The sequence below is a fragment of the Litoribacter ruber genome (genome assembly GCF_018449405.1).
Lineage (GTDB): Bacteria > Bacteroidota > Bacteroidia > Cytophagales > Cyclobacteriaceae > Litoribacter > Litoribacter ruber.
Window position 1 is genome coordinate 251,227 of sequence record NZ_JAHCMY010000002.1, and the last position, 23,449, is coordinate 274,675.

General features: G+C 44.1%; 22 protein-coding genes. 13 read left to right on the forward strand and 9 right to left on the reverse strand.

Translation table 11 applies throughout. The features are described from left to right. The first annotated feature begins 17 nt into the window (after positions 1–17). The 10 genes from lptC to KI659_RS05875 all read left to right on the forward strand — a co-directional run bounded on the left by lptC (position 18) and on the right by KI659_RS05875 (position 10,463). Positions 18–548 carry an LPS export ABC transporter periplasmic protein LptC gene (lptC, locus tag KI659_RS05830; protein ID WP_213944423.1) on the forward strand — a complete coding sequence of 177 codons (531 nt, stop codon included), beginning with the start codon at positions 18–20 and terminating at the stop codon, positions 546–548. After that, positions 548–763, forward strand: a complete 216-nt coding sequence (locus KI659_RS05835; protein ID WP_213944424.1) for a hypothetical protein — start codon at positions 548–550, stop codon at positions 761–763. Before lptC ends, KI659_RS05835 begins: the two co-directional genes overlap by 1 nt. Then, positions 764–2,038, forward strand: a complete 1,275-nt coding sequence (locus KI659_RS05840) for a hemolysin family protein (protein ID WP_213944425.1) — start codon at positions 764–766, stop codon at positions 2,036–2,038. A gap of 83 nt (positions 2,039–2,121) precedes the next feature. Then, entirely contained in the window at positions 2,122–4,230 is a 2,109-nt protein-coding gene (locus KI659_RS05845; RefSeq protein ID WP_213944426.1) for a peptidylprolyl isomerase, read from the forward strand. A gap of 233 nt (positions 4,231–4,463) precedes the next feature. Continuing rightward, complete coding sequence (locus tag KI659_RS05850; protein WP_213944427.1) at positions 4,464–4,730, forward strand: DUF493 family protein; 267 nt, start codon at positions 4,464–4,466, stop codon at positions 4,728–4,730. A 19-nt stretch (positions 4,731–4,749) separates the two neighbouring features. Beyond that, positions 4,750–4,977 carry a 4a-hydroxytetrahydrobiopterin dehydratase gene (locus KI659_RS05855; protein WP_213944428.1) on the forward strand — a complete coding sequence of 76 codons (228 nt, stop codon included), beginning with the start codon at positions 4,750–4,752 and terminating at the stop codon, positions 4,975–4,977. A 2-nt stretch (positions 4,978–4,979) separates the two neighbouring features. Next, positions 4,980–5,675 (forward strand): 16S rRNA (cytidine(1402)-2'-O)-methyltransferase, encoded by a 696-nt coding sequence (gene rsmI, locus KI659_RS05860; RefSeq protein WP_213944429.1) that lies wholly within the window; start codon positions 4,980–4,982, stop codon positions 5,673–5,675. Next, positions 5,675–6,472 (forward strand): inositol monophosphatase family protein, encoded by a 798-nt coding sequence (locus tag KI659_RS05865; protein WP_213944430.1) that lies wholly within the window; start codon positions 5,675–5,677, stop codon positions 6,470–6,472. The genes rsmI and KI659_RS05865 overlap by 1 nt, the downstream gene beginning before the upstream one ends. 244 nt (positions 6,473–6,716) lie before the next feature. Then, entirely contained in the window at positions 6,717–7,331 is a 615-nt protein-coding gene (locus KI659_RS05870) for an NADPH-dependent F420 reductase (protein WP_213944431.1), read from the forward strand. A 108-nt stretch (positions 7,332–7,439) separates the two neighbouring features. Next, positions 7,440–10,463, forward strand: a complete 3,024-nt coding sequence (locus KI659_RS05875; RefSeq protein WP_213944432.1) for an AsmA-like C-terminal region-containing protein — start codon at positions 7,440–7,442, stop codon at positions 10,461–10,463. Between the two features lie 11 nt (positions 10,464–10,474). Here KI659_RS05875 and KI659_RS05880 read toward each other — a convergent pair whose 3' ends face one another. Beyond that, complete coding sequence (locus tag KI659_RS05880) at positions 10,475–12,937, reverse strand: bifunctional UDP-N-acetylmuramoyl-tripeptide:D-alanyl-D-alanine ligase/alanine racemase (RefSeq protein WP_213944433.1); 2,463 nt, start codon at positions 12,935–12,937, stop codon at positions 10,475–10,477. 3 nt (positions 12,938–12,940) lie between these two features. After that, positions 12,941–13,276, reverse strand: coding sequence for a tRNA-binding protein (locus KI659_RS05885; RefSeq protein ID WP_213944434.1), 336 nt, complete (start codon positions 13,274–13,276; stop codon positions 12,941–12,943). 76 nt (positions 13,277–13,352) lie between these two features. Here KI659_RS05885 and KI659_RS05890 point away from each other — a divergent pair, with 76 nt between their 5' ends. Continuing rightward, entirely contained in the window at positions 13,353–13,709 is a 357-nt protein-coding gene (locus tag KI659_RS05890) for a hypothetical protein (protein ID WP_213944435.1), read from the forward strand. Positions 13,710–13,754: 45 nt separating this feature from the next. On the opposite strand, the gene KI659_RS05895 is transcribed toward KI659_RS05890, so the two are convergent. The 4 genes from KI659_RS05895 to KI659_RS05910 form a co-directional block, all read right to left on the reverse strand. Then, positions 13,755–14,498 carry a 1-(5-phosphoribosyl)-5-[(5-phosphoribosylamino)methylideneamino]imidazole-4-carboxamide isomerase gene (locus KI659_RS05895; RefSeq protein WP_213944436.1) on the reverse strand — a complete coding sequence of 248 codons (744 nt, stop codon included), beginning with the start codon at positions 14,496–14,498 and terminating at the stop codon, positions 13,755–13,757. 295 nt (positions 14,499–14,793) lie between these two features. Beyond that, positions 14,794–15,831, reverse strand: coding sequence for an ABC transporter ATP-binding protein (locus KI659_RS05900; protein ID WP_213944437.1), 1,038 nt, complete (start codon positions 15,829–15,831; stop codon positions 14,794–14,796). A gap of 8 nt (positions 15,832–15,839) precedes the next feature. Further along, positions 15,840–17,474: an ABC transporter permease gene (locus KI659_RS05905; protein ID WP_213944438.1), complete on the reverse strand. Its 1,635-nt coding sequence runs from the start codon at positions 17,472–17,474 to the stop codon at positions 15,840–15,842. Between the two features lie 27 nt (positions 17,475–17,501). Further along, positions 17,502–18,485: a Fe(3+) ABC transporter substrate-binding protein gene (locus KI659_RS05910; protein WP_394369811.1), complete on the reverse strand. Its 984-nt coding sequence runs from the start codon at positions 18,483–18,485 to the stop codon at positions 17,502–17,504. Positions 18,486–18,635: 150 nt separating this feature from the next. On the opposite strand from KI659_RS05910, the gene KI659_RS05915 reads away from it, so the two are divergent. Together KI659_RS05915 and KI659_RS05920 are read left to right on the forward strand one after the other, a co-directional pair. Beyond that, entirely contained in the window at positions 18,636–19,571 is a 936-nt protein-coding gene (locus KI659_RS05915; protein WP_213944440.1) for a LysR substrate-binding domain-containing protein, read from the forward strand. 87 nt (positions 19,572–19,658) lie between these two features. Then, positions 19,659–20,798 (forward strand): BamA/TamA family outer membrane protein, encoded by a 1,140-nt coding sequence (locus KI659_RS05920; RefSeq protein WP_213944441.1) that lies wholly within the window; start codon positions 19,659–19,661, stop codon positions 20,796–20,798. 1 nt (position 20,799) lies between these two features. Here the strand turns inward: KI659_RS05920 and KI659_RS05925 are convergent, their stop codons facing one another. The 3 genes from KI659_RS05925 to KI659_RS05935 are packed head-to-tail and all read right to left on the reverse strand — an operon-like array spanning position 20,800 to position 23,414. After that, positions 20,800–20,997, reverse strand: a complete 198-nt coding sequence (locus tag KI659_RS05925) for a YwbE family protein (RefSeq protein ID WP_213944442.1) — start codon at positions 20,995–20,997, stop codon at positions 20,800–20,802. Further along, positions 20,998–21,696: a response regulator transcription factor gene (locus tag KI659_RS05930; protein ID WP_213944443.1), complete on the reverse strand. Its 699-nt coding sequence runs from the start codon at positions 21,694–21,696 to the stop codon at positions 20,998–21,000. After that, positions 21,693–23,414 (reverse strand): sensor histidine kinase, encoded by a 1,722-nt coding sequence (locus tag KI659_RS05935; RefSeq protein ID WP_213944444.1) that lies wholly within the window; start codon positions 23,412–23,414, stop codon positions 21,693–21,695. Before KI659_RS05935 ends, KI659_RS05930 begins: the two co-directional genes overlap by 4 nt. Between the last annotated feature and the right edge of the window lie 35 nt (positions 23,415–23,449).

Genomic DNA, 23,449 nt, shown 5'->3' on the forward strand with positions numbered 1-23,449 from the left:
TTTTCTAAATTTGCATCATGAGAATTTTCTTCGTGCTTATGCTGGTAAGTATAAGTCTGTTTTCTTGTAGGGAAGATGTGGATCCCAGCCAGTTGGAGGATTACACAGGACCTACTAGCGTGAGTTATAACATCGTCCTTTATCACAGCGATTCAGCCATCGTGCGGACCAAGCTGATGGGTGACAAGCAGATGGAGTTTGCCAATGGGGATTATGAATTTCCTGAAGGTATTGAAATCCATTTCTTTGAAAAGGATGGAGAGATGTCCAGTACTATTCAAGCCGATAAAGGCTTTTATGATAGGCAATCTAATCTATATAGGGGCGAAGGGGATGTGAGGGTCAACAACCTTCAGAAAAACCAGAAGTTGAACTCTGAAGAGCTTTTCTGGGACCCGGATAAGAAGATCATTTATACTGAAAAATTTGTCACCGTTCAGGAAGAGGGCCGTATTATCAACGGTACCGGTCTAGAGGCCGATGAAGGTTTCAATGAATATCAATTCAAAAAAGTAACGGGGATTTTGCCAATCCCTGGGGAAGAGTAATGGGAATAAAAGAAGTTTTACTGCTGGCCCTTTCGGCGGCAATGATTATTATCGGGGTTCATCTTTCGATTACGCAGGGTGTCGGGGTCTCCTACCCGATGTTTATGTTTGCTGTGGCGTTGCTGTTTTGGTTTAAGCTTAGGCGCAACAAGCAAGAGGAGAATAACCCTGACCATAAGCCTGAGGAAAGGCTTCAAAGGAAAAAGAAACGCTAAATGGACTATTCGTATTTGGGCTATGTGTTGGTCACGCTGTTGTTTTCAGCCTTTTTTTCTGGCATGGAGATAGCCTTTGTTTCAGCAAACAAACTTCATATAGAACTTCAGGGGAAGCAGGGGGATTTTACCGGAAGGGTCCTATCCAGGTTTAATAAAAAACCCGGACAGTTTTTGGGAACTACTCTTTTGGGAAACACCGTCTCACTGGTGCTGTATGGTATTTTTATGGCCAACCTATTGGAACCTGCCTTATTGGGTTGGTTGCCGTCAGCGTTCGAAAACCAAGCCTCTCTATTGATATTGCAGACAGTAATTGCCACTCTGGTAGTGTTGATAACTGCCGAGTTTATACCTAAAAGTATTTTTATGTTGAACCCCAACAGCTTGTTGGCGTTTTTTGCAGCCCCTTTTTTGGTAATCTATACTTTGATGTATCCCGTTGTGTGGGTGGTAGTCTGGCTTTCTAGGATTTTTATCGTTTATGTCTTAAAGCTGGAATACAGTGAGGATAAACCGGTTTTTAAGATCACCGATCTAAATTCTTTTATCCAAAATAACCTGGAAGTGGTGGGAGACGATAAAAAGATGGATCTTGACACCAAGATTTTCGATAATGCCGTGGAGTTCAAGACCATTAAGGTAAGAGAATGCATGGTGCCGCGTACCGATGTGGTGGCTGTGGATATTGAGGATGATATAGAGGACATGAGAAAGACTTTTGTTGAAAGCGGGCATTCCAAAGTCATTGTTTATAGGGACAGCATTGATGATGTGATCGGATACTGCCATTTGCTTGAGCTCTTTAAAAAGCCCAAAAGCATTTCTGATATTCTGACTCCCATTATCATCGTGCCTGAGTCAGCGCTTGCAAATGACCTTTTGGTGCAGTTTATTTCTGAGCGGAAAAGTTTGGCCTTGGTGGTGGATGAATTTGGGGGCACAAGTGGAATTGTGAGTATGGAGGATATCATCGAAGAGATTTTTGGGGAGATCGAAGATGAGTATGACAATGACGATTTGATAGAGCAGCAGATTGGCGACAATGAATATTTGCTCAGCGCGAGGCATGAAATAGATTATTTGAACGAAAAATATTCCTGGAATCTTCCCTCTGGCGATTTTGAAACTTTATCGGGTTTTATTTTGTCAATTACGGAAGATATACCCAAAAAAGGAGCTTCAGCTACGTTTGGACCTTATCATTTTACGGTTGTATCCAAGCAGGAGCACCGGATTGATACGGTAAAATTGAAAATACTCCCCGTATCTTAACTCAATTTATAATTATTGAAGGCATATAATTTTGAATTTACGGCCAGATGTAATTATTTTGCGACACTTCAAAAACTAGAAGAATGGCATTAATTAAAAAAATCAGACAGAGAACGAGTCTTGCAATAGGTGTTATTGCGGTAGGTTTAATATTTTTCCTTGTAGGAGGAGATATATTGAGCCCGAATTCAACGCTTTTGGGCAGAGGCTCAAACACCGTAGGTGAAATAGCGGGTGAGAAAATTTCCTATGAGGAATATGTGCAGAAGATAGAGGAAGCAAAGTTCTCCTTTCAGCAAAACACTGGAAGAACCCCTTCTGAGAATGAAATGTACAGCCTTCGTGAGCAGGCATGGCAGGCGCTTATTGTAGAGCGTATGTTTGCTGAGCAGTATGAAGAACTGGGTATGATGGTTTCTGACGCAGAGTTGGTGGACATGGTACAAGGTAGAAATATCGTAGCCGAGTTGCGTCAGCAATTGACCAATCCGGAGACGGGCGAGTTTGACAGGGAGCAATTGATCGCCTTCCTTCAGTCTCTTGACGATGCAGACCCACAGCAGAGAGCCTTCTGGGCCCAGCAGGAAAGATTGTTTGCCGATGCCAGATTGAGAATCAAGTATGACAACCTTCTATCTACCGCTGTTTACGCTTCTAAGGCTGAAGGTAAATTGGAGCACAAAATGGAAAACACTGTAGCAGATGTGGACCATTTGTTCATCCCTTACTACGCCGTATCTGATAACGATGTTCAGGTTACTGACAGTGAACTGAAAGATTACATCAAGAAGAACAAGGATAAATTTCAGGTAAGAAATTCCAGAGACATCGAGTATGTGGCCTTCCCGCTTACACCAAGTGCTGAGGATTCAGCCCAGGTGAGAAGAGAGATCGAGAGATTGACAGAAGAGTTGAGAGCTACGGAGTCTGATTCAGTTTTTGCCATCAGAAACTCAGAGACCAACAATGCCTTCAGAACTTACCAAGCAGGTGAGACCCTTCCAAACACTTTGACAACAAATGTGGAAAACTTGGAGAAAGGTGCTGTATATGGTCCATTCCTTACACAAAGATCCACTTTCGTAACTTATAAAGTTTCAGACAAGTTTGATGGTACTCCAAGAATGAGAGCAAGCCACATCCTATTTGCAACCGAGGGAATGGATGAAAACCAAAAAGCTGAAGTAAGAAACCAAGCCGAGGCAGTATTGCAGCAGGCCCGTGGAGATGAGGATTTCGCCACTTTGGCCATGCAGCACGGTCAGGACGGCACTTCCCAAAGAGGTGGTGACCTAGGATGGTTCGGTAAGGATGATTTTATCGAGGAATTCTCTAACGTGACTTATGCAGCCAAGTCTACCGGGGTGATCCCAAGATTGGTAGAAACAGAGTATGGTTTCCATATCATCAAGGTAACTGAGATGCCTAAAACTCAGGCTCATAAAATAGCTACCGTGGAACTTGAACTTATCGCCAGCGATATGACAAGAAACGAGGCTTACAGAAATGCCGATTATTTCGCAGCTAGCAGCTCAAACCAAAAAGAATTCAGAGACAATGCTCAGCAGGAAAACTATAGAGTATTGCAGGCTAATGGTCTTGATCAAGGATCTAGAAACTTGAACAACATTTCTAATGCAAGAGAAGTGATCAGATGGGCATTCAATGACGCCTCAGTGAACAAAGTCTCTGATGTGTTTGAATTGGACAATGCTTACGTAGTAGCAGTATTGACTGATAAAACCGAAGAAGGAACTGCTTCCTTGGAGCAAGTGAGAGAAGAGGTTACCACTTTGGTGAAGAACGAAAAGAAAGCTAAGATCATTGCTGACAAATTGCAAGGGAAGAACTCTCTTGAAGACATGAAGGCCGTTTTTGACGGGGATGCTTCTTTGGGTAATACGCCTGATTTGAGACTAGGTTCTACTGTAATTCCAGGTGTTGGATTTGCTCCTAGAGCAATCGGTAAAGTATTTGGTATTGAAAGTGGAAAGGTTTCCCAACCTATTAAAGAAGATGTAGGTGTGATTTTGGTAAAAGTAAACAATGTGACCCCAGCGGGTGAACTTTCTGATTACTCCAGGTACCAGAGTCAATTGACTACGAATTCTTCTCAAAGAACGGCCTACATGCTCATGATGGCCATGGAGGAGTTGGCTGAAGTGAAAGATTACAGATACAGATTCTTCTAAGAGAATCCTACATATACTAAGTCCCATCCTCTTGCTGAGGGTGGGATTTTTTTGTTGGTGGGATTTTATTTGGAAGCCAGGGCGTTATGAGGGGACGGCTTCGCGGAAAAAAGGGGCACAGAGGAGTTGCACAGAGCTCCTTCGCGGAGAAACATTCATAAAAGTGATAAGTAAAGTTAGCACGTGGTAGCTGGGATAAATGCAGATTAGTACATTTATTAATTAAAGAAAACATGCAGAAGAAATTTGATAAGGAGAGTTTTAAGGAAAAGCTGGAGGCTCAAACCAACTTTCCTTCCATTTATATGTTTAAATTTATCCTTCCTAACGGCAGACAGGATGAGATAGCGGCCTTGCTACCCAATTGTGACATGACGGTAAAGGAATCCACCAAGGGGACCTATGTGAGCGCCACGATCAAGGCCATGATGCCTAGCAGCGATGCTGTGCTGGAAGTGTATGAGAGAGCCTCATCCATTGAGGGAGTTATTTCACTTTAACCTAAAAAAATGTAAACCTATGTGGGCTGAAGAAAACAACAGATTAAGAAAGAGTTTTGAATTCAAGGATTTTCAGGAAGCGTTTGCTTTTATGACCCGAGTGGCATTTTTGGCCGAGCAGCATCAGCACCATCCCAATTGGAGCAATGTATATAACAAAGTGGATATAGAGCTGACTACTCATGATGCCGGCAATACTGTAACTGACAAGGACCGCAAATTGGCTGAGGCCATCGATAAGCTTTAAGTATGAGTGAAGCTACCAGGCCTGACCTCTATTTGGTCCCTACCCCCATTGGCAATCTCCAGGATATCACCTTACGCGCATTGGATGTGCTGAAATCTGTGGATCTTATCCTGGCAGAGGATACCCGCACTACGGGGAAGTTATTAAAGCATTTTGAAATACAAAGACCTTTTCAAAGCTATCACATTTTCAATGAACACAAGACTGTAGAAAAGCTGATTGATAGGATGAGACAGGGCCAGCAATTGGCCTTGGTCAGTGATGCGGGCACGCCTGCTATCTCCGACCCGGGGTTTTTGCTGGTAAGGGCCGCTAGGGAAGCTGGCCTTGTGGTTAACTGCCTGCCCGGAGCTACAGCATTCGTTCCCGCTTTGGTCAATTCTGGACTGCCTAACGACCGTTTTGTGTTTGAAGGCTTCCTTCCCCATAAGAAGGGTAGAAAGACCCGCATTGAGGCGCTTATCGAGGAACAGCGCACGATGATCTTCTATGAGTCACCTCACAGGCTCATGAAGACACTGGAGCAGTTCAAGGAAGCGTTTGGTGGTGATAGGCAGGCCTGTGTTTCCCGGGAGCTTACCAAAATGTTTGAGGAAAACATTGCTGGCTCATTGGATGAAGTAATAGCGTATTACACCCAGCATCCCATCAAGGGAGAAATTGTACTTACTGTGGCTGGAAAAAACCCCAAAGCATAATGTTAGACTTCAATGTCATTTTAGAAAGAACAAAAGAAACAGCTAAAAAGGCCGGTGAGTTTATCCGGCAGGAAAGCGAAAGTTTTAATGTGGATAAAGTAGAACACAAGGGTTTCAATGATTTGGTATCCTATGTGGATAAGCAGGCCGAAAAGATCATTGTGGATAACTTGAGCCAAATTTTGCCTGAAGCTGGTTTCATTACCGAGGAGGGAACTGCAGAAAGCAATGGGGAGGCCTACAGTTGGATCATAGATCCTCTGGATGGCACTACCAATTTTGTCCATGGCATCCCTGTGTACGCTGTAAGTATAGCGCTTATCCACAAGAATGAGCTGCAGATAGGTGTGGTATATGAAATAAATCGGGATGAGTGCTTTTATGCCCAAAAGGGCGGGGGCGCTTTCTGCAACGGTAAACCTATAAAGGTTTCTAAGGCGCCTACTTTGGGAGACAGCCTGGTGGCTACGGGCTTTCCCTATTACGATTTTGGATTGATGGAAAGGTATTTGGCTTTATTGGCCAACATGATGAAGAAGACCCACGGGGTGCGTAGATTGGGTAGTGCCGCTATGGATTTGTGCTATGTAGCGTGTGGACGTGTGGAGGGCTATTTTGAGTATAACCTCAACTCGTATGATGTGGCCGGAGGAGCGATCATTGTGTCAGAAGCTGGGGGTAAAGTGACTGATTTTGACGGAGGTTCCAATCATGTGTTTGGAAGAAATATCATAGCCAGCAATGGCAATATTCACGAAGAAATGTTGGAAGAGATCAAAATCTTCAAAAAATCCTAAGGTATTTCACAGGCAAAATTAAGGATTTCTTGAATGATTAATTGTATTGTGCTATATTTTAACCATTTTATCGGTAATTAATTTGGTATTATTGGTGTATTTCGCTACATTTCAGAAGATTAACGAAAAGGCTACGAGGCAGTAGCAAAAAAAATCTTTGAGGTTTTTATTCACCTAATAACACAATACTCAAAAGACAGCGTTAACCAATAGAGCTTAGTTAAATTTACTAAACTAGATTAGAATGAAATTAGCAATAATAGGAGGAACGAAATTAGCCGTAACATTAGGGAACAAATATATGTCCCGAGGTGTGGATGTTATTTTCGGTGTGCGGGACGAGTTTGAGCCAAAGCAGATAGAATGGAAGATTCTTGAAATGCAGAAAGACAAGCTCTTTGGATATTGCCAAGCTATAGAAAGTGCCGATGTAGTAATGTTATGCTGCGAAAATGAGTACTTACCCAAAATAGTTTCCTGCCTCAACAACTCCAACAATTCAGAAAAAATCATTATCGATTGCACCAACGGACAGTATTGCCCGGATCTTGGATGCAACACTACCTACATTCAGCAGACTGCCGGCCATCAGAAGATATATAAAGCTTTTAACAACCTCGGATTGGATTACCCAAAATCAGATCCATTGGAGCTGTTGAAGGAAACTTACTTCTGCGGCGACTGTGAAAATGAAAAAACAAGGGTGAAAAAGCTTATCGAACTCATCGGTTTCAAGGCTATTGATGCCGGAAAACTTCAGAATGCGTTCTTGTTGGAGGCGTTTTATCACCTGAGAAAAGAAATTACTCATGTAAAAAACAGTTCATCAGATTATCACTTCAAATTAATGTCTGTATAAGCTCGCAGCATTGAAAACATTAAAGCCTTCCAAATCATTTGGAAGGCTTTTTACGTTATAGATGTTGGCCTCTTTTTGGCGATAATCCCTTAAACTACACGTGTTCTCATGAAAAAAGCACTCATAATTACAGGAAGTATTTTTTTATTCATCATTCTGGTTTTGATTGCCATTCCCTTTTTCTTTAAAGATAAAATCCTTGCACGCATAGACCAGGAAATTGCGGCCTCTGTAAATGCCCAGGTTTACTATGACTACGACAAGGTAAGCCTTAGCTTGCTCCGTCGCTTTCCCAATGTAAGCGCGACAATTAGGGAGTTTGGCATTCGGGGCAATGAACCCTTCGAAAACGACACCTTGATGCACCTCAATTCCCTGCAGGTGGATGTCAATCTGCGTTCGGTACTTTTCGATGATTATCCTGAGTTAAGTGGCATACACCTTCTGGGAGGTTCCATGTACATTAAGGTGCTGGAAGATGGCAGGGCTAATTATGATATCGCCGTGGATACCGGTGATGAAGCTACCGCCGAGCCGTCGGAGTTCCGGATGGGCATCAACCTAATTGAGGTAAAAGACCTGAACTTCGTGTATGACGATCGGGAAATGGACTTTTTTATGGCTTTGGCCAATGTTGACATGGACGGCGAAGGGGATTTCACCCTTGATGTTTATGACCTGTATGCTGATGCCCGTGCAGATATCGTAAGAGTGGATTATGAGGGGGTAAATTACCTCCAGCATAAGAGGTTCAAAGGTGATACGAAGATCAATGTGGATATGAACCAGATGAGGTTTGCCTTCTCAGATGGTGATTTCCGGCTCAATGATTTTAATTTTGATATGACCGGCTGGCTGGCCATGCCTACCGATGCCATTGAAATGGATTTGGCATTTGGGGGAAAGGATAATTCCTTTAGAAGCATACTTTCACTTGTTCCCGGTATTTATAATGAGAATTTCCAAGGTTTGCAGACCTCAGGCACCATGGATTTTGCGGGATTTGTGCGAGGTGTTTATGATGAGCAGAATATGCCATCCTTTGAAATGTCGCTAAAAGTCGAGGATGGGATGTTTCAATACCCAGATCTTCCACGGCCTGTCAGCGATGTGAATATGGAAATGCTGGTAAGGAATAGCACCTCCGATGTGGATAACACACAAGTCCAGATTCCTGTATTTAGGATGAATTTTGGCCAGAATCCCGTTTCAGGCCGTTTGGCTGTGGATAACTTGAGGACTTATGATATGGATGGGCAGCTAAAAGGCTCTCTTAACCTGGAGGAGCTGACCAGTATCTTCCCAATCGAAGGGACAGAGCTTCGCGGAACCTTATCCGTGGATGCCACTGCCAAGGGGAGATACGACAGTGCCACTAATAGAATCCCCGCCATCAATGCGACGATGAACTTAAGAAATGGCTTTGTGAGAAACGCTGAATATCCTGCACCTATCGAAAACCTCCAGGTGCACACCAGTATTGTTAACAATACCGGGAACATGGATGACTTGCAGGTCGATATTAGCCAGTTTGGTTTTGATCTAGAGGGCGAGTCTATTAGTGGCAACATGAAAGTGTCCCATCTTAAGCAACTCAATTGGGATGGTAGCCTGCATGGGACCGTGGATTTGGGTAAAATGATGGCTATTTTCCCAATGGAAAATGTAATCATGGAAGGTAAGATCCGCGCGGATATTGATACCAAAGGAAGGTATGTCGATGTAGAAGCCGGGCGATATGACCGTGTGGATACACGTGGAGATGTGGAAATCATGAATCTATATTATACTGATCTGGACCTTCCACAAGGTGTGCGGATCAAAAATGCCCAAGCAGATTTTTCCCCTAACAGTATCAACCTACGAAACTTTGACGCAAGGCTAGGTCAGAGCCCCGTGACTGCCTCTGGTAGCTTGAGCAATTATATCGCTTATGCCATGAGTCAGGATCAGGTGCTGAAGGGGCAATTGGATATCAAGTCGCCAAAATTTGATGTCAATGAATGGATGACTGGAGACGATGAAACGCAGGATACTGCTTCTTTGTCGGTAATCGAATTGCCGAGAAATATAGATTTTGCCATGACGGTGGCAGTTGATGAGGTATTGTATGATAATTTGGTCCTGCAAAATGCCCGTGGGAGGATGGCCCTTAGGGACGGGGTGCTTTCTCTTCAGGACGTGGCCACGCAGACACTAGGTGGCCAAGTGACTTTTAATGGTACCTACGATTCACGGGATATCAAAGCCCCATCTTTTGACATGAATTTCAAGGTTGATGCTGTTAGCATTCAGGAAGCCTTTGCCTCCCTCAACACGGTGCAGGCCTTTGCTCCCATAGCCCAAAATGTAAAAGGAAATTTCAATACCAATTTTGCCCTGAGTGGCGACCTTGGGCCTAATATGATGCCGGTACTGTCCAGCTTGGATGGCAGCGGTTTGATTAAAATTATTCAAGCCGCTGTGGAGGATAGCAGACTGATTCAGGGGATTACATCTTTGACGCAATTGAGAGATACCCAATCCATTAATTTCCGTGATGTAGTGTTGAGTACAAAGATTGAGGACGGTCGACTGTTGGTGAGTCCTTTTACTGTGAGGTTGTGGGATTATGAAACCAGCATAGAGGGAAGCACAGGTTTTGACGGGACTATTAATTACCTTTTGAACATGAAGGTTCCTGCAGGACGTTTTGGTGGGCAGGTGAACAATTTGCTTTCAACCATTTCAGGTGCCGGTGCCGGTGCTGAGTCAACTATAATTCCGGTGGCCATAAATCTCGGTGGTTCTTACCAAAACCCTAGATTTAACTTGGCTGGGGGGAATAGTATTGAGAATCTCCTTACCCAAGCCGTTCGCTCACGAGTGGACGCAGAAAGGGGGCGTGTGGAGGATCAGATTCAGCAGGTGCAAGCTGATGTGGTAGAGCAATACAGGGCCAAGGAGGACAGTCTGAAAAACGAATTGAAGCAGAAAGCCGATATGGCGCGGGACAGCGTTCGTCGCGAAGCCGACCGCCAAGTGGAGGAAGCCAAAAATAAAGCGGCCAACGAGGCCAGAAATCTTTTAAGGAGAGGGCTTGGAAATTTTGCCCCCACCAAAAAAGATACAAGTGATAGGTCTAATCCATAGATCTATCTTTTTTACTCCGAATAATATACCCTCCGCACTCTGCTGCTAATATTGGTTAGCAATTCATAGGGAATGGTGCCAATGGAACTAGCCAGTTCCTTGAGAGAGATGCCTTCGCCGTATATTACCGCTTGGTCGCCTTCTTTGACCTCCAGGCCGGTGATGTCTACCATGGTCATATCCATACACACATTACCTATCACAGGGGCTTTTTGACCATTGATTAGGACATGCCCTTTTCCGTTGCTAAACCTTCGATCATAGCCATCTGCATACCCAATGGCCAAGGTTGCAATTTTTCCGCCATTTGGCATTTGACCTTTGCGGCTATAACCCACCGTACTTCCTTCTGGCAAGGTTTTAATTTGGGAAACCGTCGTTCTCAGCGTACTGATGGCTAGCAGTTGGGGTTCATGCTTACCTGTGACTTCCACTCCGTATAGGCCTATTCCCAATCTAACCATATCAAACTGGCTTTGTGGGAAATTAATGATTCCAGCAGAATTAAGGGCATGCAATAAGGGACGGTCGGGCAGTGTTGAGCAAATTTGCTCAGCCATTCTGGAAAAGGTATCCAGCTGATTTTGGGAAAATGTTTTGAAATGATCGTCATCGGCTCCCACCAAATGGGTGTAGATGCTGGCAACGCTCAAGTTTGGGTGCTGCATCAAAAACCCATTCAATTGTTCCACCTCATTTTCCATGAAACCCAAACGGTGCATGCCTGTATCACAATCCAAGTGAATGTTTATAGCACTTTCCTTATCCTCCATAAAAGCCCCCAACTGCTGAAGCATTGAAAAGCTGTAGACCACAGGTTCGAGCTGATGGGTGAAAAGAAGGGGAAAGGATTCCGGAGAAGGGTTGAGTACCATGATGGGAAGGGTGATGCCATGGTTTCGGAGGTAAATGCCCTCATCCGTATAAGCCACGGCCAGATAGTCAGCCTTTACCTGCTCGAGCATATTGGCAATTTCGGCCGAACCGCCCCCATAGGCAAACGCCTTCACCATCACCATGACCTTGGTGTGGGGATGAAGTTGCCTTTTGTAATAATGAAAATTGTGGGCTAACGCATTCAGGTTGATTTCCAAGGACGTGCCATGAACTTTCTGTTCCAATTGGTGGACAATCCTTTCCAGCTGGAATTTCCTAGCTCCGGTTATCAGTATGAGATCTTGTCGGAAATCTTCTAGAGAAAGGTTTTCCAAAAAATCCCCTGTGTCTTTGAAAAAAATGCAGTTCAAATCCTCATAATCCCGCAAATGGGTAATCCGCTCCCCAATCGCATAGACTTTATCCACTCTATGTTGTTGTATGAGATCGGCGGCTGCGGCGTAGGTATCTGCTTGATTGGTTTGGAGAAAGTCGGAGAGAATTAAAACTCTACGTCTTTTTGGCCGCTGCAGCTGCATAAATTCCAAGGAGACTTTTAGGCCTTCTAGGTCGTTGCTGTAGGTGTCGTCTATGAGTGTGCAATCATTTATCCCTTGCTTGATTGACATGCGCATATCCAGCGGCCGGAGGTTTTGCAGTCCCTTCTGTATTTCCGGAGGAGTCATGCCGAGCGACAAAGCTGCTGCTATCACATGGCGGATATTTTCAAGGCTTGCCTGATCGCTGAAAAGGACTGTGAAAGTAAACATCTGGAGGTTGGGTTGTAACAAAACAATCTTGGATTGCTCATCCTGCTGCTTTACCGTAAGGCAATAATCTACTCCCACACTATCCGACCAACAGATCAAGTTGGCATCCGCAAAATTGCCCTCCAGAAAGTGGGCTACCTCTGCATGTTCTTTTCGATATATAATAAAATCCGCATTTTTGGCAAGCTTGGCTTTTTCTTTCAACTTTTGGGATTTGCTCTCAAATCCTTCCGCATGGGCGGAACCCAGGTTAGTGAAAATTACCAAGTTGGGCTTGATGATAGTCTCGAGATTTTCCATCTCCTCTGGCTTGGAAATTCCTGCTTCCAAGATAGCCAATTTATGCCCTTCCTTGATTCCCATAATAGATAGGGGGACCCCCACTTGGCTGTTGAAGCTTTTTGGGCTTTTATAATGAAAATATTTTTCGCCCAAAATCTGGCTCAACCATTCCTTAACAATAGTTTTTCCATTGGAGCCGGTGAGGGAAATTACCCGTCCTTTGAAATGTCTCCGCTGATAGGCAGCGATCTGTTGGAGGGCTTTTAGGGTTGACTTGACTAGAATTAAGGTGGCTTCCTTTAAGCTCGAAGTGTCAGTTGGTTCCTCTTGAATCAAAAACATCCTGATCCCTTTCTCATATGCCTCGGCTAGGTAATGTACAGCATTATAATGGGGGCCTGCGAGGGCGATGAAAAGGGAATTATGGCTTGCCGTGATTTTTCGGGTATCCGTGACGATATGGTCAATATCGAAGGTTTCACCTTGAAGGATGACTTTACCTTCCACCACGGAAAGGAGCAAGGGCTGGGGAAGTGGTTTGATCATTGGTTAATGAAGTTTGGACCCGTTGGGCACTGGTTGGTCAGAGGAGGCAAGTATTATTGCGCCGCCTTCATCACTAAAACCTGTAACTAGCACCTCTGACATAAAGTTAGCAATTTGGCGTGGTTTGAAGTTGCAGATGCAGATAACTTGTCGGCCGATAAGGTCATCTTTTTCATAAAGGTCCGTGATCTGCGCAGAGGATTTTTTTATCCCTAATGGACCAAGATCAATTTTTAGCTTATAGGCTGGTTTTTTGGCCTCAGGAAAGTCCAGAGCCTCAATTATAGTCCCGATTCTGATCTCAACCTTTTGGAAATCAATAAAGTCAATCGTTTGCATCACATTTTATATTTTGTATATTTGGAAACTTTCATTGCTAGGTTGGCGTTGGAAATATATAGAATTCAGAACAAAAATGGTTGTACAGAATAATATTTCGGTTTTTTGGCAAAAAGTATTTACATTGAGTGCGGTGTTTTGCACAGCTCTGGCGGTAACTTCCATGGCGCAAAGCCATGAAGGAGATAGGAATATGCCGGAGCCACGTGTTGAAGAACATTTCGGTATGGAAAGCCCAGAAGCTATTCAGGAATATAATACGCCACGGGTGTCTGAAAGAGTTAATCCCGTAAAGGAAAAGCAAAGCACTCCAAGGGCTAGTAACAATATCTATAAGCAAGGCGGAGAAAAGGATGTAAGGAAAGATAATGTATCCACCTTATCCTTCAACCTCTTTCTATACATTGTGGATAAGTTTAAAGAAAATGATTGAGGTAAAATAATAAAGCATAAAAAAAGGAGATTTAATCTCCTTTTTTTATTTCTCCACCTTTTCGGACATGAACTTGTCGATGTCGGCCAAGCTAATTTTTTCTTCATAAAACGCCCTTCCAAAGACCACCCCTTTAAGGTCCATGTCTCTAAGTCTTCTGAAATCATCCACATTTCTCACGCCCCCACTGGCAATCAGGCTCAAGTCGGGGAATTTGGTCTGGATCTCGGTGTAAAGTTCAAAGTTAGGGCCTTCCATTACACCATCTCTGGTAATGTCAGAACACTTGAGGTACTTGAGCCCTCTGTCATAGAAATATTGGATATGGTCGAAAAGATCGATTTCTGTCTTTTTCAGCCATCCACGGATTTTTATCTTGTGATCTACAGGATTGGTATCGGCGGCAAGGTTAATTTTTTCGCGCCCATAAGAGACCATCCATTGGGTAAACTTATCAGGATTTTTAACTGCAATCGAAGCAGCTGTAAGGGTAAGAGCTCCATGTTCAAACACCTTGATCACATCGCCATCTGTGGAGATACCCCCCGTAAAGTCAATCTTTAGATTGGTATATCCTGCAATAGTTTCAAGTATATGATAATTCTTAGGTTCCCCTCTTCTTGCTCCATCAAGGTCCACCAAGTGCAACCTTTCGATGCCATGATCTTCGAATGCCTGCGCAATTTCCAAAGGGTTGTTGGAAATCACCTCCTGTGTGGCAAAATCCCCTCTCTTCAAGCGGACGCACTTGCCATTAATTAGCCAAATAGATGGAATTATTTCAAACATAATTACGAATTTACAAGGTGATAAAATGGGGTATAATAGGTGACCGATAACAATACTGTTCGAGTCATAAGGGCATTATTTTCCTATTACAGTATTCTAAATATAATACAAAAGAAGCACAATCAATAATTTTAACAACAAAACTTTAGTGTTTTTCCAGATTTCGCAATAAAGAAGTCTTAAAACATGCTAAAGATCATGTTTTTGGCTCAAGGAATTGAAAATATGAAAATGCTTAAATTACACCAGCGGTCATTTTGCCAAAAAAATAGGTAAGGACACCACTTTTGTGGTCTTAAAAGGCAGGCTCCACCTCAAAATAATCTAAACTGAACCCTACTTGGGTCAAGTTGCTCAGATCCAAATGTGGGGAAGTCTTGATGCTGACACGCTTGCCATCCTCATCTGCAAGTTTAACAATTTGATGATCACCGTAATAAGAAACCTTAAAAATCGACCCATTCAATACTTGACCCACCTCGTTATATAGTGTGGCGTGCTCGGGTCTGAAAAGCAGCCTGACTTTTTCGGAATATTGTTTGGAGCGTTCGTCGGCAATAAAGCCAAATGGGGTATAAAAGCCATCCACAGTTGGGGTAGCCAGGATTTCATTTCGCTTGCCAAAAAAATTAGCTACATAAGCATTCACCGGTTTTTCGTAAAGGTTGCGGGGAGAGTCGATCTGCTGGAGACGCCCCTTGTGGAGAATGGCAATTCTATCGGCGGTGGAAAGCGCATCTCTGGTGTCGTGCGTTACAAAAATGGCCGTCACACCGGTTTTCTTGATAATCTGCCTTATTTCTTCCCTTACCTGATCTTTGAGCATGGCGTCCAGATTACTGAAAGGCTCATCCATTAACAATATCGAGGGCTGGGGAGCGATGGCTCTTGCCAGGGCTACTCTTTGTTGCTGTCCACCAGAAAGCTGGTGCGGGTACTTGCTGAAATTTTCGGAAAGCCCCACCAGTTTGAGGGTGTCCTTGGCCACTTTTTCAGGGTCTGGGAGGTTTTTGGGAAGCCCAAACTTTACATTTTCTAGTATGGTGAGGTGAGGAAAGAGGGCGTAGTCCTGAAAGACCATTCCAACCTTTCTCTGATTGGAAGGTACAGACTTTCTGCCTTCGACGATCTTGTTGCCTGAAAGATATATGATGCCATTGTCGGGATGCTCCAGACCTGCTATTAAACGTAGCAAAGTGGTTTTTCCGGAACCACTTTCGCCTACTAAGGCGAGGATCTCCCCAGAAGTAACCTTAAAGGATACATCTTTGACCGCAAAATTTTCGGCCTGGCTATATTTTTTTTCTACAGACTGTAGTTCTAAGATCGTCATTTTTTATCCTAAGCTTCTTTTCTTCTGATCATCCGGTTGAGAAATATAATCGGGATAATACCGGTTAAAATGATGATCAGGGCAGCATTGGCCGATTCGGCTATCATCTCATTGGTGGCCATGTCAAAGGCCTTGGTGGCCAAGGTGTGATAGTTGAACGGGCGAAGGATCAAAGTTAAGGGTAATTCTTTTAAAACATCCACAAAGACCAGCAATATCCCGCTAAACAGGCTGGGCTTGATCAGCGGCAAATCGATTTTCCAAAGTGTTTTGGTCGAGCCTTTGCCGAGTAGACGGCTGGCCTCATTGATATGGATGCCTATTTTTTGAAATCCGGAATCGATTGGATTATATCCCACGGCCATGAAGCGCACGATGTAGGCGAAAACCAGCCCGAAGAGGGTTCCGGAAAGCAGCAACCTCACATTGTCAGGAGAAATGATCCCGGTTACCCATTTATCAAACCCCAGCAAGGGAACCATTATGCCCACAGCGATCACCGCTCCCGGGATGGCGTATCCAAGTGTTGCAATTTTAGTCACATTTTTCATCCACTTGAATGGGCTCAAGCGAAGGGCGTAAAGCAACACTACGGCCAATATGACCACGGCAATGCCAGTACCTGCTGCCAGACTAAAACTGCGGAAAATCAGCAGGAAAAAATCATAGTTGATAACTTTTTCATAGGTCAATAAGACCCAATAGATGATCTGAATCAGGGGGATAAGAAAGCTTATCAAAAACAGCATGGTGCAGAAAGTGGTAAATACCGCTTTCTTTTGCCAATTGATCTGCACTCTTTCCAGAGGTTTTGTCAGGGAGTTTGCGTTTCCAAACTGTCTGTTTCCACGCTGAAGACTTTCCAGATATAGGATGGTGAACACAAACAGCATCAGGATTGCGGAAAGATAAATGGCCGTGGTGGCATCTCCCATAGAAAACCATGCCCTGAAGATTCCGGTAGTAAAGGTGTTGACTCCAAAATACTTCACCGTGCCATAGTCGTTTAAGACTTCCATGGATGCCAAAGCGATCCCGCCTACGATGGCCGGTCTGGCCAGAGGAAGCGCCACTTTTTGAAAAGTCCTCCAGCGACTGCTGCCCAATAGGGCCGAGGCTTCCTGGAGCGTTTTGGATTGCTGAAGAAATGAGGAGCGGCTGATGACAAATACATAGGGAAATAGGGTGATGGACAGGATGAAAACCGCCCCAGGCAAATTCATGATGTCCAAAAGGCTTCCGGTAATGTGGATGTCCAGACTGTTTCTGAGGAAAGACTGAATCGGACCCGCATAATCGAGCATGCCCGTGTAGGTGTAGGCCATGATATACCCGGGAAAGCCCAAAGGTAAAATCAACAACCATTCAAAATATCTTCTGCCCGGAAAATCATAATTGGATACCAACCAGGCAGAGGTAACACCTATTAGAAAGGTGAAAAATGCCACCCCCAATAAAAGCAGGATGGTGTCGAGAAAATACCCCGCCAGGAGGTTTTCTGACAAATGCCTCCAGCTGTTTCCCGGAGGCTCAAAGATTTTAAAAAAGATCGTAAATACAGGAACTGCAATCACCATCAATATGATGACTGCAGCTCCTGACCATTTATTCCACCAATAATAGTTTTGTTTTGCTATGTCCAAGACTACTATATACTTTCAGATTAATACTTATTTCCAGCCCACACGGTCAAAAATGATGACCGCATCCTTGTTTTTGGCTCCCAACTGGGCCAAATTGATTTCGTCGGCTTTGAAATCCCCCCATGACTTGAGCAGTTCTGAATGATCTACCGCCGGATTCACAGGATATTCAAAGTTGATGTTGGCCAAAATGCCTTGTGCTTCCGCTTCAGAAAGGAATTCGATGAGTTTTATAGCGTTTTCTTTATGGGGAGCATGCTTTGTCACTCCCGCTCCAGAGATATTGACATGCGTGCCTCTTCCGTCTTGGTTAGGGAAGAAAATTCCAACTTGCTCTGCCGCTTTTCTTTCTTCAGCATTGGAGTCATTCAGCATGATGCCGATGTAATAGGTGTTTACAATGGCTACATCACCTTCCCCAGCCGCAACTGCCTTCACTTGATCACGGTCGTTGCCTTTTGGAGATCTTGGCATGTTGCCTAAAACATTTTTGGCCCATTGGCTGGCATTTTCTTCACCATTTGCCAAAAGAATTGAAGCCAATAAAGACTGGTTGTAGATGTTTTCAGAGGATCTGGTCAACACTCTGCCTTTCCATTTTGGGTCAGCTAAATCTTCATAGGTTGAAAGCTCTTCTGGATTGACCCTGTCTTTGCTGTAGGCCAGAATTCTTGCTCTGTAAGTCAAGCCAAACCATTTTCCGGAAGGGCTTCTGTATTTTTCAGGGATGTTGCTCTCCAGTACATCCGAGGAGATTTCCTGCAATAAATCCTTGTCTTCGGCGCGGTAAAGCCTGCCTGCATCCACTGTGATCAAGACATCGGCTGGGGAGCCGGCACCTTCTAATTCAAGTTTCTGGATCAATTCATCCGCGCTAGCGCTTACTACATTTACTTTTATTCCTGTTTGCTCAGAAAATTTATCGAAAAGCTGCTGGTCGGCTTCGTAATGACGGTGGGTGTAAACATTTACGATGTTTTCGTCACTGGATTGGCAAGAGAGTAAAAACATCCCCACACCGGCCCCAAGTACAATTTTTTTGAGTGTTTTAAGCATGATGCGATTTAATTTGAGGCGAAATTAATCATTATTTAAATCAAATCTAAATAAAAGGAAAAAACATTTTTATATTTACGCCCTGTAAGTAAAAAACCCTATAGCATGACTATACAGCAGTTAGAGTACATCCTTGCCGTAGATAAACACCGTCATTTTGGACATGCAGCAGAAGCCTGTTTTGTGACCCAGCCTACCTTGAGCGCACAAATCAGCAAGTTGGAAAAAGAATTGGAGATCATCATTTTTGACCGCTCCAAGATGCCTGTGATACCTACTGAAGTCGGTGCCCAAATCTTGGCGCAGGCCAAAAGGGTAGTGTCGGAAAGCAAGGGGATCTACGAAATGGTAGCTGCTCTGAAGGGTGATATTAGTGGGGTGATCAAGCTTGGGATTATTCCGACGCTTGCCCCTTATCTTTTGCCTTTGTTTGTAAGACAATTTATCGAAAAATACCCCAATGTGCAGCTGGAGGTGGAAGAAATGGTGACCGAAGAAGTGGTAAAAAGACTTCGAAACGATGAGTTGGACTTAGGGATTGTGGTTACTCCTTTAGCAGAACAGGGGATTCTGGAGAAGCCCATGTTTTATGAAAACTTTTATGCCTTCCTTTCTCCTGGACATAAATTACTGGAAAAAAAGCAAGTGGAAATTGAGGAGCTTTTGGATGATGAACTGTGGGTGCTTCAGCAGGGCCATTGTTTCAGGGACCAGGTTTTGAACCTTTGCGACCAGGCAAAATTTCACAGGATGAATTTTCACTATGAAAGCGGTTCACTTGAAGGCCTCAAAAATATGGTAAACAGATACCAGGGGGTGACATTATTGCCTGAGCTGGCCACGCATGACCTCAATGAGGAAGAAAAATCCAGGTTAAGAACCTTTGTTGGGCTCGAACAGCCGGTGCGGGAAGTTAGCATAGTTTTGACCCGCTCATTTTTAAAGAAAAAGCTTGTGGAGCTTCTCTTTGAAGAAATCACAGTGGCCATTCCTCATGCCATGACTAGCAAAGCCCATGGCAAAGTGGTGCGATTTAAATAATTGCTTGCCTCGCAGGGTAAAAAAATAACTATTCTGTTGGTCCAACAGTTAAGAGAGAGTTGTAATTTAGCAGCCTAATTCTCTTTAATGAAATTTCGGTTTACACTTTTACTGGTCCTAATTGCTCTCTTTGTTCAGATTCCCAACAGTTTTGGCCAAAGTCTTTTCAAGCGTTATATCAATAGTATTCTCATGGATACCAGCGATATTACCCGTCCACAGTTTTTGGTGTATCCCACGCTCGCCTATGCACCGGAAACAAGCTGGGAAATAGGCCTCAGCTCACTTTACGTGTATTATGCCAATCGTGATACCACCAACCGACTGAGTGAGGTCAATGGTTTCACCTTCGTTACCTTGGAAAATCAATACGGCCTTTGGTTTGACCACGCTTTGTATACCGATGAGAATAAATGGTTGTTTTTAGGGAGAATCAGGGTCCAAAGCTTTCCACTGTTTTATCATGGCATTGGAATGGATACCCCCGAGGATTACACCGCCAGGGTAGATGCCAACCAGATTATCATAAAGGAGAGGGCCCTTAGAAAGGTGGGGAAAAACTTTTTCGTGGGACCGGAATTGGACTTTCAACGAACCTCCTCTGTGAATTTTGTGCCCAGGTCAGAGGACACCGTTGCCGAATTGCCACTGGGATATGAAGGGAGCAATAATTTGGGTTTAGGGCTTGGGTTGGTATATGATTCACGACACAATGTATTGAATGTCCGTGATGCTTTCTTTTCGGAACTGGCTTTGTTAAAATTTGATGGGGCCTGGGGGAGTACCTTTGATTTTACCAGCGTGATATCTGACACCCGGATTTATCGGCCTATGGGCAAAAATAACGTTCTGGCGGCCCAATTGCTTGGTCAATTTAATTTTGGACAGGTCCCTTTCAATCAGTTGGCCCTGCTGGGAGGTGAAAGTATCATGAGGGGTTACTATTATGGCCGGTTTAGGGACAATCACCAATTGGCAAGCCAGGTGGAATATAGGTTTTTACCTTTGCCGTTGGGTTTTACTGATAGGATAGGAGCCGCGGTTTTTGCAGGGGCGGGCACTGTTTTTCCTGAATTTGATGCCTCCGCGTTCAAAAAAGTAGTCTTTTCCGCTGGGGGTGGCTTGCGGTTTCTGCTTTTTCCCAAAAAAGATATATACACCCGGCTTGATGTGGCCTTCACGCAGGAAGGAACCGGGTTTTATATATTCATCGGTGAGGCTTTTTGATTTATTCCTCCAATATTTCCTTTACCCTACCCACCGTGCCATCTTCAAGTTTGACCTTGATGCCATGTGGATGAAAGGGAGATTTGGTCAAAATTGCCTTGACCACCCCCTCGGTAAGGTCTCCGGACCTCTGGTCCTGCTTTTGGACCACATTGACCAGCTGGCCAATTGATATGTCTTTTCTGTTTTGTCCGTTCATTTATACCTCCCCGACCACGAGCTTAAACCCTTCGCCATGAAGCGTGATGATCTGCACTTTGGGATCTTCTTTCAATAGCTTTCTGATCTTACTGAGATAAACATCCATACTTCTGGCATTGAAGTAACTGTCATCCCCCCAGATCTGCTTTAGGGCATGGCTTCTGCTCACGTTGTTGTTGACTTCAGCGGCAAGAAGGCGGAGAAGTTCGTTCTCTTTACTGGTGAGTTTGTTTTTGCCGTTCGGGCTTTCGAGGATCTGCTGATCGTAGTGCAGGGTGAAATCTCCGAATTTGTAGCTTTTGAGGCTGCTGGCAGCACCGCTACCTCGCATGGTCCTTTTCAGAATGGCCGAAATCCTCAACAGGAGCTCTTCCATACTAAAAGGCTTGGTGATGTAATCATCCGCGCCTACTTTGAGGCCCTCGATCACATCGTCCTTGAGATTTTTGGCTGTCAAATAAATAATGGGGATGTTTTCCTCTACTTTTTTGATCTCTTTTCCCAATGTGAAGCCGTCCTTTTTAGGCATCATCACATCCAAGATACAAAGATTGAATTTGTCCTTTTTGAACTTGTTCCAGCCTTCTTCCCCATCTTTGCACAGGGTGGTGTCGTACCCTTTCATGGTTAGGTATTCCTGCAATATATCCCCTAAATTAGGATCGTCCTCTACTACTAAAAGTTTTGCTTTGCTCATTTCTTTTTGGGTAAATATATAGTGAAAATACTTCCTCTCTCAGGTTCGCTCTCTACAAAAACCTCCCCTCTATGTGCCTCTACCATCGTTTTGACATAAGCCAATCCAAGTCCGAAGCCTTTTACATCATGTACGTTGCCAGTAGGCACTCGGTAAAACTTATCGAAAATCTTTCTTTGTGCTTCTTTGTTCATCCCAATCCCTTTGTCCTGGATCTTGACCACCACTCTGTGGTCATCTTCAAATGCCGATAGCGTGATCTCAGGTTTATCCTGAGAATACTTGTTGGCATTGTCCAATAGGTTGTTGATAATATTGGCCAAATGGAAAGGATCCCCCTGTACATAAGGGTTTTTGAGATCTATTTCCGACTTGATCACCCCATCCCTCTTTTCAACTTGCAGGGCGATATGTTGTTTGGCTTTCTCTAAAATTTCCGCAAGGTTGACTTTTTCAAACTTGAGTTTAAAATCCTTTTTATCTAGTGCCGCCGCCTGTAATACCTTTTCTACGTGCACTCCCAATCTTTTGTTCTCCTCCTTGATGATGCCCAAATAGCGGTTGCGGAAGTTTTCAGCATTCAACAAGTCCGGATCCTGCAAAGCTTCCACTGCCAAACTCACTGTAGCAATGGGGGTTTTGAACTCATGGGTCATGTTGTTGATAAAGTCGTTTTTCGTCTCAGAAAGCTTCTTTTGGCGAATTATTACCCTGATGGCGTATACAAAACAGCCGATGATGATCACGAGAAATGCCAATGAACTCATCAAAGGCATCCATACCTGCTTGAGCAAAAACTTTTGCTTTTCCGGGAAATGGATCAGCAAGTAATTTTCCCGTCCCACAATATCACTGGGGAAAAGTCTGGCTTTGATACCCCCATATAGCATTTCCTCTTTCAGGTTGGGGTCGCTCAATCCAATGATAGAATCGGAATCATCCAATACTGCAAGTTTGAAATGCTGGTTGATGCCACGCTGGGCGAGTTGCGAGGTGATGGTATGTTTTACTTCATCGGAATCGATCCTGTCCATGATCTTTTTCTGCCCTTCCATCATCTCATTCCACACCTTTTCCATCACTTCAATTTTGAGGTTGGCCTTTACGATACGGTCTGCAGCATCCTTGGGAAGCCTGATATCCTCTACGATTTCACTCTGAAAGACTTCAGGTCTAGAAGCCCGTCTGTTCCTGTTGCCTCTGGATTGATCCTGCAGATACTGGTATTCCCTCTCTTTTTCGTTGAGCAGGATTTCCAATTCATCTGGGGTTAGATGCTGCTTGGCTACGGAGGGAGGCATGTAGGTGAAAAAGCTTTCCACATCCACGATGAGCTCGAGGTCACCACCGTATGACTGGATCAGCTTTTCAAAGGAGGAGGAAATCTCCGGCATGGTGGTCGTAAATATGCTGTCGACCATAGATGGGCGCTTGCGGCTCACCTGCCGCCTTCTCACTGTAAATTCAATTGGCTCTATGCGTTGAAAAAATGACTCCTGCATGGCCGTGTCCTGAATAAGGTTGTTAAGAAACATGTCCTTGGCCTCGCTTTTCTCCAATTTGTCCACCGTGGAGGCAAGGGATTGATAGACATTTTGCTCAAACCTTTCCTGGTTAATCTTCAGTGCGTCGTTGACCCAGTAGTACTGGAAGGCCACCAGCCCCAACGTGGCGATGGACATCAAGACGATCACTATGTTCATTTTGGTTTTGGACATGTTACAAATTTATAGTATAAATCCACTGGGGGCTA

Excerpts from the sequence above, each read along its gene's own strand:
- KI659_RS05855 (WP_213944428.1), top strand. The coding sequence starts at position 4,750 with ATGTGGGCTGAAGAAAACAACAGATTAAGAAAGAGTTTTGAATTCAAG.
- KI659_RS05890 (WP_213944435.1), top strand. The coding sequence starts at position 13,353 with ATGGTTGTACAGAATAATATTTCGGTTTTTTGGCAAAAAGTATTTACA.
- KI659_RS05835 (WP_213944424.1), top strand. The coding sequence starts at position 548 with ATGGGAATAAAAGAAGTTTTACTGCTGGCCCTTTCGGCGGCAATGATT.
- KI659_RS05930 (WP_213944443.1), bottom strand. The coding sequence starts at position 21,696 with ATGAGCAAAGCAAAACTTTTAGTAGTAGAGGACGATCCTAATTTAGGG.
- KI659_RS05850 (WP_213944427.1), top strand. The coding sequence starts at position 4,464 with ATGCAGAAGAAATTTGATAAGGAGAGTTTTAAGGAAAAGCTGGAGGCT.
- KI659_RS05875 (WP_213944432.1), top strand. The coding sequence starts at position 7,440 with ATGAAAAAAGCACTCATAATTACAGGAAGTATTTTTTTATTCATCATT.
- rsmI (WP_213944429.1), top strand. The coding sequence starts at position 4,980 with ATGAGTGAAGCTACCAGGCCTGACCTCTATTTGGTCCCTACCCCCATT.
- KI659_RS05880 (WP_213944433.1), bottom strand. The coding sequence starts at position 12,937 with ATGATCAAACCACTTCCCCAGCCCTTGCTCCTTTCCGTGGTGGAAGGT.
- KI659_RS05935 (WP_213944444.1), bottom strand. The coding sequence starts at position 23,414 with ATGTCCAAAACCAAAATGAACATAGTGATCGTCTTGATGTCCATCGCC.
- KI659_RS05845 (WP_213944426.1), top strand. The coding sequence starts at position 2,122 with ATGGCATTAATTAAAAAAATCAGACAGAGAACGAGTCTTGCAATAGGT.
- KI659_RS05920 (WP_213944441.1), top strand. The coding sequence starts at position 19,659 with ATGAAATTTCGGTTTACACTTTTACTGGTCCTAATTGCTCTCTTTGTT.
- lptC (WP_213944423.1), top strand. The coding sequence starts at position 18 with ATGAGAATTTTCTTCGTGCTTATGCTGGTAAGTATAAGTCTGTTTTCT.
- KI659_RS05885 (WP_213944434.1), bottom strand. The coding sequence starts at position 13,276 with ATGCAAACGATTGACTTTATTGATTTCCAAAAGGTTGAGATCAGAATC.
- KI659_RS05900 (WP_213944437.1), bottom strand. The coding sequence starts at position 15,831 with ATGACGATCTTAGAACTACAGTCTGTAGAAAAAAAATATAGCCAGGCC.
- KI659_RS05870 (WP_213944431.1), top strand. The coding sequence starts at position 6,717 with ATGAAATTAGCAATAATAGGAGGAACGAAATTAGCCGTAACATTAGGG.
- KI659_RS05925 (WP_213944442.1), bottom strand. The coding sequence starts at position 20,997 with ATGAACGGACAAAACAGAAAAGACATATCAATTGGCCAGCTGGTCAAT.
- KI659_RS05895 (WP_213944436.1), bottom strand. The coding sequence starts at position 14,498 with ATGTTTGAAATAATTCCATCTATTTGGCTAATTAATGGCAAGTGCGTC.
- KI659_RS05915 (WP_213944440.1), top strand. The coding sequence starts at position 18,636 with ATGACTATACAGCAGTTAGAGTACATCCTTGCCGTAGATAAACACCGT.
- KI659_RS05865 (WP_213944430.1), top strand. The coding sequence starts at position 5,675 with ATGTTAGACTTCAATGTCATTTTAGAAAGAACAAAAGAAACAGCTAAA.
- KI659_RS05910 (WP_394369811.1), bottom strand. The coding sequence starts at position 18,485 with ATGTTTTTACTCTCTTGCCAATCCAGTGACGAAAACATCGTAAATGTT.
- KI659_RS05840 (WP_213944425.1), top strand. The coding sequence starts at position 764 with ATGGACTATTCGTATTTGGGCTATGTGTTGGTCACGCTGTTGTTTTCA.